This window comes from Vibrio sp. V04_P4A5T148 (assembly GCF_963875605.1).
In the GTDB taxonomy this organism is placed as follows: domain Bacteria; phylum Pseudomonadota; class Gammaproteobacteria; order Enterobacterales; family Vibrionaceae; genus Vibrio; species Vibrio anguillarum.
Map to the genome: position 1 here is coordinate 1 of NZ_CAWNMS010000016.1, position 14,691 is coordinate 14,691.

General features: G+C 43.9%; 15 protein-coding genes. 11 read left to right on the forward strand and 4 right to left on the reverse strand.

Annotation, left to right across the window (positions count from 1 at the left end):
• Nucleotides 1-128 precede the first annotated feature (128 nt).
• Nucleotides 129-1,220: a DUF3541 domain-containing protein gene (locus tag AACT18_RS00565; protein WP_094143252.1), complete on the forward strand. Its 1,092-nt coding sequence runs from the start codon at nt 129-131 to the stop codon at nt 1,218-1,220.
• An 11-nt stretch (nt 1,221-1,231) separates the two neighbouring features.
• On the opposite strand, the gene AACT18_RS00570 is transcribed toward AACT18_RS00565, so the two are convergent.
• The gene (locus tag AACT18_RS00570) at nt 1,232-2,158 is read right to left on the reverse strand and encodes a DMT family transporter (protein ID WP_013868079.1); all 927 of its coding nucleotides are present in this window, start codon (nt 2,156-2,158) and stop codon (nt 1,232-1,234) included.
• A 90-nt stretch (nt 2,159-2,248) separates the two neighbouring features.
• On the opposite strand from AACT18_RS00570, the gene AACT18_RS00575 reads away from it, so the two are divergent.
• Together AACT18_RS00575 and AACT18_RS00580 are read left to right on the forward strand one after the other, a co-directional pair.
• Nucleotides 2,249-3,157 carry a LysR substrate-binding domain-containing protein gene (locus AACT18_RS00575; RefSeq protein ID WP_094124621.1) on the forward strand — a complete coding sequence of 303 codons (909 nt, stop codon included), beginning with the start codon at nt 2,249-2,251 and terminating at the stop codon, nt 3,155-3,157.
• A gap of 325 nt (nt 3,158-3,482) precedes the next feature.
• Nucleotides 3,483-4,658, forward strand: coding sequence for a GGDEF domain-containing protein (locus AACT18_RS00580; protein ID WP_094125097.1), 1,176 nt, complete (start codon nt 3,483-3,485; stop codon nt 4,656-4,658).
• Here AACT18_RS00580 and AACT18_RS00585 read toward each other — a convergent pair.
• A complete protein-coding gene (locus AACT18_RS00585; protein WP_013868082.1) occupies nt 4,639-4,929 on the reverse strand; it encodes a hypothetical protein in 291 nt (96 codons plus the stop codon). The genes AACT18_RS00580 and AACT18_RS00585 overlap by 20 nt on opposite strands.
• A 148-nt stretch (nt 4,930-5,077) precedes the next feature.
• Between AACT18_RS00585 and AACT18_RS00590 the strand changes: the two genes are divergently transcribed.
• Together AACT18_RS00590 and AACT18_RS00595 are read left to right on the forward strand one after the other, a co-directional pair.
• Nucleotides 5,078-5,926 (forward strand): pirin family protein, encoded by an 849-nt coding sequence (locus tag AACT18_RS00590; RefSeq protein ID WP_094125096.1) that lies wholly within the window; start codon nt 5,078-5,080, stop codon nt 5,924-5,926.
• 97 nt (nt 5,927-6,023) lie between these two features.
• The gene (locus AACT18_RS00595; RefSeq protein WP_013868084.1) at nt 6,024-6,770 is read left to right on the forward strand and encodes a substrate-binding periplasmic protein; all 747 of its coding nucleotides are present in this window, start codon (nt 6,024-6,026) and stop codon (nt 6,768-6,770) included.
• Between the two features lie 28 nt (nt 6,771-6,798).
• Here AACT18_RS00595 and ppnP read toward each other — a convergent pair whose 3' ends face one another.
• Nucleotides 6,799-7,080: a pyrimidine/purine nucleoside phosphorylase gene (gene ppnP, locus AACT18_RS00600; RefSeq protein ID WP_161439664.1), complete on the reverse strand. Its 282-nt coding sequence runs from the start codon at nt 7,078-7,080 to the stop codon at nt 6,799-6,801.
• A 369-nt stretch (nt 7,081-7,449) separates the two neighbouring features.
• Here ppnP and AACT18_RS00605 point away from each other — a divergent pair, with 369 nt between their 5' ends.
• Complete coding sequence (locus tag AACT18_RS00605) at nt 7,450-7,893, forward strand: DUF2850 domain-containing protein (RefSeq protein ID WP_170889392.1); 444 nt, start codon at nt 7,450-7,452, stop codon at nt 7,891-7,893.
• 100 nt (nt 7,894-7,993) lie between these two features.
• Here AACT18_RS00605 and aroG read toward each other — a convergent pair whose 3' ends face one another.
• The gene (gene aroG, locus AACT18_RS00610) at nt 7,994-9,046 is read right to left on the reverse strand and encodes a 3-deoxy-7-phosphoheptulonate synthase AroG (RefSeq protein ID WP_094143250.1); all 1,053 of its coding nucleotides are present in this window, start codon (nt 9,044-9,046) and stop codon (nt 7,994-7,996) included.
• A 299-nt stretch (nt 9,047-9,345) separates the two neighbouring features.
• Here aroG and AACT18_RS00615 point away from each other — a divergent pair, with 299 nt between their 5' ends.
• The 5 genes from AACT18_RS00615 (at nt 9,346) to AACT18_RS00635 (ending at nt 14,551) form a co-directional block, all read left to right on the forward strand.
• On the forward strand, nt 9,346-10,065 hold the full coding sequence (locus AACT18_RS00615; RefSeq protein WP_094124674.1) for an amino acid ABC transporter ATP-binding protein: 720 nt from the start codon (nt 9,346-9,348) through the stop codon (nt 10,063-10,065).
• Nucleotides 10,065-10,862, forward strand: coding sequence for an amino acid ABC transporter permease (locus AACT18_RS00620; protein WP_026027335.1), 798 nt, complete (start codon nt 10,065-10,067; stop codon nt 10,860-10,862). The genes AACT18_RS00615 and AACT18_RS00620 overlap by 1 nt, the downstream gene beginning before the upstream one ends.
• A gap of 97 nt (nt 10,863-10,959) precedes the next feature.
• Nucleotides 10,960-11,742, forward strand: a complete 783-nt coding sequence (locus AACT18_RS00625) for a transporter substrate-binding domain-containing protein (protein ID WP_176428325.1) — start codon at nt 10,960-10,962, stop codon at nt 11,740-11,742.
• A 32-nt stretch (nt 11,743-11,774) separates the two neighbouring features.
• Entirely contained in the window at nt 11,775-12,689 is a 915-nt protein-coding gene (locus AACT18_RS00630; protein WP_170889390.1) for an amino acid ABC transporter permease, read from the forward strand.
• 158 nt (nt 12,690-12,847) lie between these two features.
• Nucleotides 12,848-14,551, forward strand: a complete 1,704-nt coding sequence (locus AACT18_RS00635) for a phospho-sugar mutase (RefSeq protein ID WP_094125384.1) — start codon at nt 12,848-12,850, stop codon at nt 14,549-14,551.
• Nucleotides 14,552-14,691: the final 140 nt, after the last annotated feature.

A 14,691-nucleotide genomic window follows, 5' to 3' on the forward strand; every position in this document is an offset into this window, starting at 1 on the left:
GCTAAATGCATTATCCTAACGACGGCTCAAAGCGGTCATTTTACGCACACTTGACACATCACCAACAATAATAAATCTATGAAATGCTAATATTATTATGAATATTAGCTTAGAGGTGTGTTTTCATCATGTTATTAAAAAAGAGTGGCCTATTTCTGGGATTAGCTATTACATTGTGGTTGCCTGCCTCTGGCTATGCAGAGCCGGCGTCAACAACGAATAACACTTTTTCTGAATCTGCGGAGCTTATTCGTCAAACCTATGAAGAGCAACTTTTCACATTGCCGGCATTCAAAGAGGGGCACTATGGGTTACGGATGTATCGCCAAACTCTAGATCCTAAATATTCAGCAGCGGTGTGGAGTGATCTTGCTCGCGTAGCAAGCCGACTTAATCAATTTTCCGCAGAAGTTTCAACTGCTGAACAGGTTTTTCTCTACTCTGAGCAACGTTTGGCTGGATACCTCGATGACGAAGATGAACGCAGCCAATTACGCTATATCGCCACTAAACATATGCCAGAATACCTCTACTTAGGCGTCGACCTATTAGGCTCTATGGCCCGTGCCAACGAATATGGTTTGAAACATAAAGAAGATCAGCTTTTGCGCCAAGTGATCCATCGTTATGATTTTACTAAGTACGCCACTGATGAAGAAATGATTAAAGCGTGGGCCGCACAACTTGCTAACCAAGTCTATTGGTTACGCCAGTTAGGTGAACAAGATGTCGTACAACCGTTCATTGATAGCTTTAGGAAAATATACCCAGATTCTGCTGATAAAGCACTCTCCGCGCAACAATATGGCAATAAGCTGTATGGCATGACACACATTATTTTTGCCGATTCGGAATACTATCAAAATCCCATTAAAGAGCAGCAGCATCAATGGATCTTCGACTACTTTCGCAATAATATCGATACCATTTTGCTAAGAGCTAAGGAAGATGTGGTTGCTGAAGTTGGGATCACTTTTCTACTCGCAGGTTTAGAAAAGGATCCTGTTGTAGAAAAAACTCGCCTCGCAATTCAACAAGCGATTGATAAAAAGAAAGGGATGATCCCCTCTACCTCAGGTGTGTTTGACCTTGCCGACGGAGAGCACCGCAATGTACTTGCCATTATGTTACTTGACTGGCAGAAAACCAACCAAGCGCCCACAGTGAAAAATAATCCTAAGGTATTTTCTAGCCTGCCTTATGGGCTCATCAGACAGTAGCAATAAGCGGGTTAAGCTGATTTAAGCTGGTTTGACGATACTGAGGATTTAAATAGCTTCGGGATAAGAATTCCGGTAAAAGTTGCCATCACAATCAAGCCCAATCCTACCATTTGTGTTGGCAAGTACTGCACATTAAAAAACAACTGTTGCCATAAAGCGGTAAAAAGCAAATTGGTAAAAATTAACGGAGCGAGCTGCGAGCCAGAGTGTGCCAGACGGTAGGCTTTGGCTCGAAAAATTTGAGTGTTAATGACTAATATAGAGACTCCGCTCAAGGCAATAACCACAGCTAACTGCTGCAAGCTGCCCCAGGTTTGTTGAAGTACATTCGCGTCTACGGTAGGAAGAAATAACAAAGGCAGTAATAAGATTGATGCACACACAAACGTCCAAGCATTGATATCAATAGATCGCATATTACTTTTCGTCGCTCGATATAAGCTTAACTGCGATCCCGCATTCAGCGCTCCCGCAAGTAAACCGACCAATAACTCCATCCGTAAATGGATGCCCGAAACATCGCCAGCCAGCAGTAACACCCCGATAAATGTAATGGCCAAGCTCACAACCGTGCCAGCTTTCATCACTACACCAAATATTAATTTTTCTAACAAAGGAATAAACAGTGGACCAGTGCTGAACAATACGACACTTTCCACCAAAGAAAGGTGCTGAAGTGAGTAAATAAAACAGAGCTGACAGCCTGCAATGCATACTGAGCGAACCCACAGAGCCCGTTTCATACCTTTGGGAGGAAAACGGAAATGAGTCAAGCTCATTACTCCCAACAATATAAGCGCGGGGACTAAAAATCGGAGAAAACTGAGACTTTGTAGCGGTATCTCATGTGCAAGAAACTTAGACAGTAGCCCTGTCAATGACAAGCTAAATGTGGAGGACAACATAAATAATGGGGCCAAAATTCGTGGGTTCATACAACTCTCCTCTAGTACAGCCATCATAGAACAATGACGAAAGGAAAAATAACGAGTAATATTAACCAAACCTGTAAGAGAAACTTACCAATGCGAAAACTACCTCCGCTCAAGTCACTCTACTCATTTATTGCCGTAGCAGAAACAGGCAGCATGACAGATGCAGCAAAGCATCTTAATGTTAGTCATTCAGCCATCAGTCAATCAATAAAAGCATTAGAGAACCAGCTAAACCAGCCGCTATTCAATCGCGTTGGGCGTCACGTCGTACTCAATAATGCTGGTCAAAAATACTATCGGAGAATTGCGCCTGCTTTGGAGCAAATCGTTGAAGCAACTGAAGTGCTTATGAGAGATGAGCGCCATAACCGACTGACACTCAACATGGTCAACTCATTAGCGCTGCACTGGTGGATACCACGAGTTAACCGCTTTCAAGAGCATGCGCCACATATAGACGTGAGAATATCGAGTTTAACAGGCACTTTTTCTCTAACATCAGAGAACGTTGATATCGCGATTGTTCATGGTAAACAAGATGAGTGGCAAGACTACTATTGTGAGAAACTTGCCGAAGATGAATTGGTGCTGGTATGCAGCCCTGAACTCATAAAACCTGACCTCATAAAGCAAGGTGATAAGCAGACGCTTTCATCCATACTTAAATGCCACCCAGCGATTATCGCTGTGAACGAGCGCCGCAAAAAAGACTGGCAAATTTGGTGCGATGCTTATCAACTTAGCATGCCAGAAAGTCGCAAAAACCTATCATTTGTTTCTTCAGCACAAGCCGTACAAGCAACTATCCGCCAATTAGGTATTTTCGTTACCCATCGGCTCTTTGTAAAAGATGACATCAAGTTAGGCCTACTACATGAACTCGGTTCCGCAGTGACTAATCCCTATCAAGACTACTACTTCGTTTGTGCCAAAGAGCAACTGAAACAAGAGAGTATCTTAGTGTTGAGAAGCTGGATCAAAAAAGAATTTGCGATGTAACTAAATTTGTAATGTAACTACAGGAAGGCTTAGATTTTTTTGCTATATCCACACTTGCTTATATTCATTTTTTTATAAAAAAATAATGGCTTAAATAATGGCTTATTTGGACAACGTTAAAATAATCGACAAAACATGCTGATAATACAATAAGTTATAAGACCATTGATCACCGATTATTAATAGCCTAATGACTTAACGAAAACGCCAAATGATTAGCCATTGTATTTTTCAACTTACTCCATGCACTTCGTCCGCAAAACTCTGTTATTTATTCTAGACTTAACTAGGTATCTAATACTTTAGGATAGCATCGAGATCGAGTATGACTGAACTGGTAGGTAGACATTTAGAAGAGATGGCCAATATGCGAGCGTCACGCAAGCGTAGGGTCGTTGCCTTATGCTCATTTGTGTCTGTGCTACTTTTCGCCTTTTATGGCATTCTTCATTTTCTTGAACAGCAATATTACCTGAGCATTTTTAATTTATTATGCTTGATCGCCATTGCCTCTAATTACCTTTATTTCTACCATCACTCTGATAACACCTCCTATGCCGATTTATTCCTCAGTGCCATCTTGTTAACAAAAGGGGTCATATTACTACTATATGGACAGCATATGGTCGGCAATGTGCTGTGGTTGTTTCCAATTATTGCGGCGGTGATCTTCATTAATGACTTTCGAATAGGCTTAGTTTTTAGCTGTAGTTTCTTTATGCTAATTGGCGTCTCAGTACAACTCTCCGGTGCCGATATTCTTCCTCAATATCTCCCCATAGATCGGTTTTTTCTCAGTCTCATCGCACTCTGTTGCATGTGTCATATTTCCTCTTACTACTACAACAAAGCGGTTTGCTATATCCAGCATCTTTATCAAGAGGGAATTGAAGACCTTGCCTACACCGACCAACTGACTGGGCTCGCCAATCGTTGGAGTTTCGAAACTTGGGCACGTGAAAAACTCTCCCAGCAGACTGATAAAAAAACCATCACCGCACTCGTCTTTCTAGACATTGATAATTTCAAGTCCATTAATGACAGCTACGGACATGAGGTCGGGGATCGAGTCTTGCAGTATTTCGCCAATCGTTTAAAAAACAACGTCCGAAATAAAGACCGGAAGACCGATAAACACGATTACTCCATCGCGAGATTTGCCGGAGATGAGTTCGTGCTACTACTTTACGATATCAAAACGGTTAAGGATTTGGATGGCGTTCTCAACCGGATTTGTTATCTGTTTGAGGATAAATATCAAGGGTCAGAAATGATCAATAACCTCACCGTCAGCATCGGCGCTGCTTTGTTTCCTTCTGATGCTGATAACTTGGCCGAGCTGACTCGGTGCGCAGACAAAGCGATGTACGCAGCAAAACACAACGGCAAAAATCAATATCAGTATTACCAACATATTTCACTTGACCATACTGACGCATCTACTGCAACCCATTCAGCAACAGTGACACCAATAAAGAAAGCTAGCGAGTCATATACATAATCCACAAACCTACTGCACATACCACCACCATCCATGCGGCGTAGCGTGCTGTATTAGGTTTATTTGGTTTAGGGTGAATCACTGGCCTCATTGCCGCACGCCTTGCTGCTTCAACAATGGAAACGTCTTTATCACTGAGCTGTTCAAGCGTATCGCGATTTTTCTGCGCTTGATTAGCCACCTTGGTAAATCGGTGCATCTGCTCAAGCGTAAAATCCTCTTTGGGATCATAATGCGGATTCTGATCTTCATGTTTGGGTAACATAGACATTGGGCATCCTCCTCGTGATCCAACCTACTTTAATTATAGCCCCCCTCAAGATATGTTCGAATTTCTCGACGAAGACCTTCAAAACACAGCGCTCTTCTTTATCAGCACCTTGTCTTAGACTGATGTTATACCGACAAGGAGAATCATTATGCTAACGCAACGTGAAATAAAACAGATAATCCCCGCACAACCCACTTCGGATGGAGATGGCGTAAAAATTAGCCGTGTTGCTGGCTTTAATAACGCTAATTTTTCACCATTTTTAATGCTCGATGAATTTAAATCTGATCAAAAAGCCGATTATATTGGCGGATTCCCTCCTCATCCACACCGAGGAATCGAAACTCTCACTTATATGCTAAATGGGCATTTCCAACATCAAGATCATATGGGTAATGTCGGTGAATTACGCTCTGGTGGTGCCCAATGGATGGCCGCAGGAAGAGGTGTTATTCATAGCGAGATGCCAATCATGACTGAAGGTCAGTTGCACGGTTTTCAGATTTGGATCAATCAGCCTGCTAGCCAAAAAATGGCGCCAGCGCAATACCACGACTTTCAACCCGAAACCATTACCGAATACCACTCCCAAGAGGCTGGCCTGCTGAAAGTACTTGCGGGTGATGTCACTTGTGGCAACCAGATAGTAACTGGCCCATTAACAAAAACGGGCGTTAAATTGAGTGTAGCCGACTGGCAAGCAACACCGGGTAGCCAATTAGAGATCGCCACTCCAAATCACTTTAATGTCATGGCATTTACCTACAAAAGCAATGCACAGCTAGGCAGTAAAGTGTTGAAGCAAGGCGAGCTAGCGTTGCTCTCAAAAGGTGAGTTCTTAACATTAAAAGCCAATGATACGAGCGGAGTATTGTTGCTAATGGGGCAACCCATTGATGAACCTGTAGTGCATTATGGGCCGTTTGTAATGAACTCATTTTCTGAGATAGAACAAGCAATTAAAGACTACAACTCAGGTCTGTTTGAACAGTATTAATCATAGGGTAGCCATCCGGCTGATCTTAAGTGTCATTTTGGGGTTCTCAGAAAGTTTGCCTATACTCAAGTAGTAAATTTGACGAGAGGCACGAAATATGTGGGTATTGACTAGAAATATTCTCATTTCATTGGCAGCAGTGCTGATCAGCTCAACGCTTTTTGCTAACACCCTTAAAGCTGATTTTAGGCATCGACCACCAGAAATGGTGATCAGTCCAGATGGTCAAAAAATCAGCGGTCCATTAAAGGAAATCATTGAAGAAGCAGCAAAAAATATAGGCTTCGATATCGAGTGGCGAAACATTCCATTTCCTCGCAGCCTTGCTACTTTAGAAAATGGTACTGTTGACATTGTTCCACGTGTCATACGAACAGCAGACAGAGAAGCATTTGTTCGCTTTATCGGTCCTATAAGTGAGCAAACACGGAATATTGTTTTTGTCACTCGCAGTGATGGGCCAGCAATCAACAATTATCAAGATTTACGAGAGCTGAATGTCGGTGTGAAAAGAGGTACCGCTTATTTCGAAGCGTTTGATCAAGACAAAGAGATAAATAGAACGGTTGTTAATGATGACTTCAACCTAGCAAGAATGCTAGAGGCAAAGAGAATAGATACCGTTATCGTATTGGATTTACCTGCGCTAGAAGTGGAATTAAAAACAATCAATTTTAGTAACTACCAAGTAGCAACCTACTACTATCCAAACACTATCGGCAACTATTACGGTATGCCTAAAAGCCATCCACAAGCGGATGCATTACAAAACGCTCTGTCTGAAATGGTAAAAAGTGGAAGGATCGAAGCCATCTATGCAAAATTTGGCTTAACAGCTCAATAAGAAATAGGGCTTTTAAGCCCTATTTCAACTACAAATATTCGCACAAATAAGCTGTTGCTTCGGCAACTTTCAAATCAAAGGACGAATTCTCAGCGACTTCAAAAGATTCATTCGCTTTAAATGTAGACCAATGTTCATCCCCTAAACGCTTTATCGTTAACGAACCTTTGATGACTGTCATACGCTCAGGAGCCGCCGTGCCAAAGGTGTATTCGCCAGAAGCCATTACGCCCACCGAACTGTCACCACTTTGGTGAGCAAAACCTAAAGATTTAACCGCCCCATCGAAGTATGTGTTTTCTTTGATCATTTCTCTTCCTTGTAAAATAAACCACCAAAATATGGTGAATAACACGTTTGTAAGCCGTTTTATCTGAAATCGTAAAAATACACAAGTGGCAATTGGGATTAAACAAATAGTGAAACGCGACCTATACTGATCGGTAAGTCAACAAAATTCATGGTGCAATGTTCATCTTGTCATCCATTAGTACTAGTTTTGGAAAAAAGATCATATTTTCCGGTGTGACATTTGCTAAACCACACGACATATTCCACTCTCTAACCTTGTTTTAATTGGTTAGCCTTACCGGTACTAGTCGCTGATTGCTTACGTTATGGAGTGGGAATGGCAGTTAAGGGTTTCACGCATGCAAATAAAGCCTCTTCAGGTCACCCTATGAAAAAAAAGTGGGTATTAAAAAGTGTTTTTTGGATAGTGCTGTTCACTATCGCAGCTGGTTTTGCCACTTTACTTTTAGTGAGCTATCAAGAGTATACAAGCCCCAAAAATGTCTATGGTTCATGGATCGAAATCGGTACACCCAGCTATAGCACTGAGGTTCTAACTCTCAATTCAAATGGCGTGTTTCGAAATAATCGCTTAGTCAGCACTCAGTTTGAATATGATGGGGATAAAATTGTGATTAACACTGGTAGTGGCGTGACCATTTACCAACTTGCTGGGACAACAAACTCCCCCCAACTCAAGCGCATTGAACCTGTCATGCCTTTACAACGCTTTATCAAACAAGGCTATGAAAGCACGGTGGAAAACGATGAAAACGGCGACCCAAGTAAAAATCGTCGTTCAGCATTATCTGAGCACTTTTCACAACCATAGTGCTTAAAGTGACGCGATCAGGGCTGAGTCTAAGCCTAAATAGAAAAGCCCCCAAATCGGGAGCTCTGTTGATACTTTATATTATAGAGTGACGCCATATTTAGCGTGCGCGACGCGCCTCTACGGCACCAGCCAACTGACGCAATACCACTTCAGTATCATCCCAGCCAATACATGCATCCGTAATCGATTGACCATAAGTGGCCGCACAACCATCCACGAGATCCTGACGTCCTTCAACGAGATGAGACTCAATCATCACACCAAAAATAGCATGTTCACCCGATGCAATCTGCTCGCTCACATCTTGTGATACCACAAGTTGACGCTGGTACTGTTTAGAGCTGTTTGCGTGGCTAAAGTCAATCATCACTTTTTGTGGTAAACCGGAGATTTCTAGTTCCTGCTTGATAGCCGCGACATGTTGAGCGTTGTAGTTTGGCTCTTTACCACCTCGTAGAATGATATGGCAATCAGGGTTGCCTGCCGTTTGAATGATGGCCGAATGACCATACTTAGTGACCGACAAGAAATGGTGCGATGCACTGGCAGAGCGAATCGCATCAGAAGCGATTTTGATATTGCCATCTGTCCCATTTTTAAACCCAACCGGACAAGATAGACCCGATGCGAGCTCACGGTGAACTTGAGATTCTGTTGTACGAGCACCAATAGCACCCCAACTGATAAGGTCAGCCACATACTGCGGTGTGATCATATCCAAAAATTCGCTCGCTGTTGGCATCCCCATATCGGTCAAATCAAGCAGTAACTTACGCGCCATGCGTAAACCATCGTTAATTTTATAGGTATCATTTAAATAAGGGTCGTTAATGAGCCCTTTCCATCCGACGGTCGTACGAGGTTTTTCAAAATAGACACGCATGACAATTTCAAGGCGATCACCTAGTTCATCACGTAACACTTTAAGACGTTTTCCATATTCAACAGCCGCTTGAGGATCATGAATTGAACATGGGCCAATGATCACCAACAAACGGTCATCTTTATCTTGTAGAATATTGTGAATGGCTTCACGAGCCTGAAATGTGGTTGAAGCAGCAACTTCTGTTGCCGGAAACTTTTCTAGAACCGCAACAGGAGGTAATAACTCTTTAACTCGTTTAATTTTTACATCATCAGTCTGAAACATTGCTTACTTCTTCCTTATTCTTTTCTACTGCCTACCGAACAACGGACAGGTTGGATCTATACGCAGCCTTGCTTTCGGCTCTCCCCTGTAACTTATCTACTAAAAACCACAACTTCAATCATTATTTTCAACAAAAGGCAATATTGGCCACTTTTTTACAAAATCATCACTGCGTAAAAAAATAGTTACACCTTTAGGCTGGAACCCACAAATTAACGCTAATATGAGCTTCGTAGGTGCATTATCTCGTTGATATTGCTAAGGTAGGTGATAACAAAATAGCAACAAGATATTCAACCATGAATGCGATAGAGTTTGAAAAAGTAAACAAGTGGTACAATAATTTTCACGCTTTGAAAGACATTACTCTTCAGGTTCGTCGAGGGGAAATCTTAGTCGTTTGTGGCCCTTCAGGCTCAGGAAAATCAACATTAATCCGAACGGTCAATGGGTTAGAAGCTATCACCGCGGGCAAGATCACCCTGAAATCTAACCATTCCGACATCACACAGCCTGCGGGAAAAATCGGTATGGTTTTCCAGCATTTCAACCTTTTCCCTCACTTGACGGTGATTGAAAACCTTATTTTAGCTCCAATTCGTACACTGAAATTGAGTAAGCAAGCCGCAAGACAAAGAGCGAGCCATTTTTTACAGCGAGTGAATATTCTTGACCAAGCTGACAAATATCCGGTGCAATTATCTGGCGGTCAGCAACAGCGTGTTGCCATTGCACGCTCACTCTGTATGCAACCAGAAATTTTATTGTTTGATGAACCCACTTCAGCTCTCGATCCTGAAACCATCCAGGAGGTACTGGATGTCATGGTAGATCTTGCTCAAGATGGCATCACCATGATGTGCGTCACTCATGAAATGGGTTTTGCCCGAAAAGTAGCGGATCGCATCATTTTTATGGATGAAGGAAGAATTCTCGAGATCGCTACGCCGGAAGAGATATTTCGTCAGCCAAAACACCCAAGAACTCAACAGTTTCTCAACCAAATATTGAGCCATTGATGATAAAAGTACTGATAAAACCGATCTTCTCCGCTCTAGTACAGATAGTTCTATTGCTTGCGGGGATGGTATGGCTACTTGATTCTGGCGCACATGCTATGGGTTACCAGTGGCAATGGCATCGTGTGCCTGATTTCATCGCTTTTTACGACGAGGGGGAATGGTGGCCCGCGGAACTGCTCGAAGGGTTAGCCGTCACGGTACAAATCTCAACGGTCAGCCTATTTTTTACGCTAGTCATTGGCTTAACAACCGCTTTGTTGAAGCTTTCCAATTCTGTGGTAGGGCGTTGGTTGGCCAATATTTATATTGAGCTTATCCGCAACACGCCGCTACTGGTGCAGATATACCTGCTCTATTTTGTGTTTGGCCCAGTGCTGGGCTTAGATCGCTTCTCTACCGCCATTTTAGCTTTGGCACTGTTTCAAGGCGCTTATACTGCCGAAGTGTTTCGTGGTGGTTTAAACAGCATTCCGAAGGGACAGTTTGAAGCGGCACGAACATTAGGGCTTTCTCGTTTTTATACCTATGTTGATGTGATCTTACCGCAACTTATCCAACGTACATTACCTCCACTGACCAATGAAGTCGTGTCATTAATTAAAAACTCGTCTATCGTCAGTGTGATGGCTATTTTTGACTTAACCACTCAAGGTAGAAATATTGTCTCAGAAACGGCGATGCCATTTGAAATATGGTTTACCGTCGCTGCAATTTATTTACTGTTAACTCTTTCTTTATCAGGGTTTTCAGCATGGTTAGAACACAAACTCGGGGCGCAATGGCGCGCTCAATAATCATCCTTAAAAGGAGAACATCATGCAGCAATCTGCACCAAAAGCGTGGCAACGCGCTGGATTGAAGGCTATCGCCGCTCTATCGCTCGGGTTGACCATGTTACTAGGGATAACCATTTCCATACCCGCCTTTGCCAGTGAAACGCCTAGCCTTCATAAAATCACTGAACGAGGCACATTGCGTGTGGGTATGTCTACGTTTGTGCCTTGGGCAATGCGCGACAAGCAAGGCGACCTAATTGGCTTTGAAATTGATGTTGCCAAACGTCTTGCTGAAGATTCAGGTTGGAAAGTGGAATTTGTACCTACCGCGTGGGATGGTATTATTCCAGCACTCTTAGCACAGAAATTTGATGTCATTATCGGTGGCATGTCCATCACTCCTGAGCGCTCGAAAAGCGTACTCTTTACCACCCCCTATTCACATTCAGGAGTACAACTTGCCGCTAATCAGTCACTCGCTAAAGGATTCTCCACCATTGAAGACTTCAACTCTCGTCGAGTGACTATCGCTGCGCGACGCGGAGCATTTACCGTTCAAGTCGCTCGTGAAACCTTCCCCAAAGCCAAAATTCTGCAATTTGATGACGATGCACAAGCCTTTCAAGAAGTATTAAACGGCCAAGCACACGCCGTGATTGCGTCAAGCCCTAAACCTGAACATGAAACAGTGAAACACAGTGACAAACTGTTCATTCCTTTCAATGAACGGTTGTCCAAAGGAAACGAAGCGTTTGCCGTTCGCTTAGGTGAAGAGGACAAAAAAGCCTTTTTTGATCAATGGATTATTGAACGAACCAATGACGGCTGGTTAAGTGAACGCTACGAATATTGGTTCTCAACGCTAGATTGGCAAAACCAAATCGTCTCAGGGCAATAGCCTGAGGGGCGGATGTGAATAGAACAAAAACTGTGCTGTATGAAAAACGGAACCTTAAACCATGGCTACAATTATCGCTCAATAAGCTCGATTATGCGTTACTCGTAGCACTGTTAGGCTTTGTTATTTGGTTAACGCACCGAGCCGAGCTTGGGGTGAATTATAATTGGCGTTGGCAAGAAGCTTTTGCTCTGATTTTCACCCCAACGAGCCATGGTGCTATCCCTTATTTCTTTCAGGGGTTAGTTGCTACTTTGCGCTTAAGTGTCTGGGCGATGGTGCTGGCCCTTGTGTTAGGCACACTGCTTGGCGTAGCACGCCACTCTCAGTTTTCGTGGTTCAGAATTCCGGCTAACGCTTTTGTGCAATTAGTTAGGAACATTCCGCCGCTGGTTTTCGTGTTCATTTTTTATTTTTTTGTCTCCAATCAACTGATCCCGTTGTTGGGCCTAGAAAACCTACTACGGGAACACCATGAGCCAACCAATGTCATTCAGCATTGGCTGTTTGGTCCTTCTCATCTATGGGAAAATTTGTTCTCTGGAATTGTGTGTATTGGGATGCTTTCATCGGCCTACATCGCTGAAGTTGTTCGTTCAGGTTTGGCCGGAATCGCTCAAGGTCAATGGGAAGCAGCGCACTCTTTAGGGCTGTCTCGATGGGTAAAATACCGATACGTCATTGCCCCTCAAGTATTGGCGGCGATCACGCCGGCTTTAGCTGGGCAAGCGATTTCTTTGGTCAAAGATTCTTCGATTGTATCGCTAATTTCAATTCAAGAAATGACGTTTGTTGGCACAGAAATCGCTAACTCTTCTGGGCTTATTTTTGAAATATGGTTGTTAGTGGGCGGTGCATACTTGGGTTTATGTTTAAGCCTCTCTTTATTGTTTAGGCGGCTCGAGCTACGCAGTTTACGCCATCTCTCGCTTCATCACTCTAACTAGATAACACGGAATTTGTCAGCGTCAGTTGCGCAACCAATCAAAGAGAAGCAACACGTGATGAGAAACAAAATAAGAACGATGTTTAGCGATTGCGCCCCCATTATTGAGAATGAATATCAGTTAGAATTAATTCAACATGAATGTAAGAAGGTGAAACCATGATGCAACACGTTTCCGAATGGTTAGAAAAAGATCCCGATCCTAAAACTCGCCAAGAACTACAAGCACTAGTCGATCAGCATCAGTTAGATGAGATAAAAGCTCGCTTTCAATCACGCCTTGAGTTCGGCACCGCAGGTTTACGCGGCATGGTGGGATGCGGCCCTAATCGTATGAACCGCCTGGTAATTCAAGAAACGGCGACGGGTTTAGGGCACTACCTCATTCAACAAGTCAGCAATGCCAAAACACGTGGGGTGGTGATTGGCTATGATGGCCGGCCAGATTCTCAGCAATTTGCACATGATACCGCCTCAGTACTCGCCGCGCTGGGGATCAAAGTGTATCTCACGCATAAAGTGGCACCGACCCCAGTAGTCGCTTTTGGGGTAAAACACTTTAATGCCGCCGCCGCTGTCGTAGTCACCGCCAGTCACAACCCACCCGAATATAATGGCTTTAAGGTGTACTGGGAAAATGGCGCACAAATTATTCCTCCTCACGATTCAGGCATTGCAGCAGAAATCGACTTAGCGGCAACGCGAGCTATTTCTCTGATGCCGTTAGATAACGCGCACCAACAAGGCCTTTTGCAATGGCTAACAGAAGAGTATTACCAAACTTACCGTCGTACCCTCAATCAAAGCCCATTGTTAAACCACCACACTGATCCGCAATGCCTTACCATTGCGTATACCGCGATGCATGGTGTCGGCGCTGAGATGGCTGAGACTTTGCTGCATGACGCTGGGTTTACCCATGTCATCAGTGTAAAGGAACAACGAGAGCCGGATGGCCGTTTCCCGACCGTCAACTTCCCGAACCCTGAAGAGCCGGGGGCGATGGATATGGTTATCGCGTTAGCCCATGCCCAAAATGCCCAGTTGGCCTGCGCCAACGACCCAGATGCCGACCGATTTGCCGTTGCCGTACAACGCGCGGATGGTCAATACCAAATGCTGACTGGCGATCAAGTTGGCACACTATTTGGGGACTATTTGCTCTCCAAAACCGATGCCTCAAAGCAGTTGGTTGGCAACACCATCGTCTCATCCAGTTTACTCGGTAATATTGCGCAGGCAAAAGGTGCAAAATACTACCAAACCTTGACTGGCTTTAAATGGTTGACCAACGTGGCGATGCAACAACAAAGCGATGAACAGCAGTTCTTATTCGCCTATGAAGAAGCATTGGGTTACACCATAGGGCAAACCGTTTGGGATAAAGATGGCCTTTCGGCCATGGTGGCATTTGCACAACTAGCGGCCGAATTATACAGCCAAGGTAAGACTATTTGGGATCAACTCGAAACCATTTACCGTCAGCACGGTTTTTACATTAATGCACAACGTAGCATTAAGTTAGACCCTAACTCACCGCCGATCGGTGACAAGCTTCGCGCCACACCACCAACGGAAATCGCCGCTAGAAAAGTGCTCATGACCGACGATCTCAAATCACTCACACGTTATATTGCCGATGGAACAACGCAAGCGATTCAACTTCCTGCTAGCGATGTATTGACCTATCACTTGGAAGGCGGAGCGAGAGTGATTGTGCGCCCGTCGGGCACTGAGCCTAAATTGAAATGCTATTACGAGGTCGTCGGAGCCTTCGAAGCAGAAGAAGATTTCGCCAGCGCCGAGAAAAAAGCCGACGAGCAAATGGCGATGCTCATAGCAGAACACCAACACAGCTTGTAGCGCTCATTGCCGGACAAGCACAACGAAATAACAGGCCGTCTTCAATTCATTGTTGGCGGCATTTTTATTTCATCTGTTTAGGTGAACAATGCCTGCGACTACAACGATCTTTTCCCTCCAGTGGATGACCGTTGTATGCG

Coding starts and splice junctions, on each gene's coding strand:
- AACT18_RS00565 (WP_094143252.1), top strand. CDS start 129: ATGTTATTAAAAAAGAGTGGCCTATTTCTGGGATTAGCTATTACATTG.
- AACT18_RS00570 (WP_013868079.1), bottom strand. CDS start 2,158: ATGAACCCACGAATTTTGGCCCCATTATTTATGTTGTCCTCCACATTT.
- AACT18_RS00575 (WP_094124621.1), top strand. CDS start 2,249: ATGCGAAAACTACCTCCGCTCAAGTCACTCTACTCATTTATTGCCGTA.
- AACT18_RS00580 (WP_094125097.1), top strand. CDS start 3,483: ATGACTGAACTGGTAGGTAGACATTTAGAAGAGATGGCCAATATGCGA.
- AACT18_RS00585 (WP_013868082.1), bottom strand. CDS start 4,929: ATGTCTATGTTACCCAAACATGAAGATCAGAATCCGCATTATGATCCC.
- AACT18_RS00590 (WP_094125096.1), top strand. CDS start 5,078: ATGCTAACGCAACGTGAAATAAAACAGATAATCCCCGCACAACCCACT.
- AACT18_RS00595 (WP_013868084.1), top strand. CDS start 6,024: ATGTGGGTATTGACTAGAAATATTCTCATTTCATTGGCAGCAGTGCTG.
- ppnP (WP_161439664.1), bottom strand. CDS start 7,080: ATGATCAAAGAAAACACATACTTCGATGGGGCGGTTAAATCTTTAGGT.
- AACT18_RS00605 (WP_170889392.1), top strand. CDS start 7,450: ATGAAAAAAAAGTGGGTATTAAAAAGTGTTTTTTGGATAGTGCTGTTC.
- aroG (WP_094143250.1), bottom strand. CDS start 9,046: ATGTTTCAGACTGATGATGTAAAAATTAAACGAGTTAAAGAGTTATTA.
- AACT18_RS00615 (WP_094124674.1), top strand. CDS start 9,346: ATGAATGCGATAGAGTTTGAAAAAGTAAACAAGTGGTACAATAATTTT.
- AACT18_RS00620 (WP_026027335.1), top strand. CDS start 10,065: ATGATAAAAGTACTGATAAAACCGATCTTCTCCGCTCTAGTACAGATA.
- AACT18_RS00625 (WP_176428325.1), top strand. CDS start 10,960: ATGTTACTAGGGATAACCATTTCCATACCCGCCTTTGCCAGTGAAACG.
- AACT18_RS00635 (WP_094125384.1), top strand. CDS start 12,848: ATGATGCAACACGTTTCCGAATGGTTAGAAAAAGATCCCGATCCTAAA.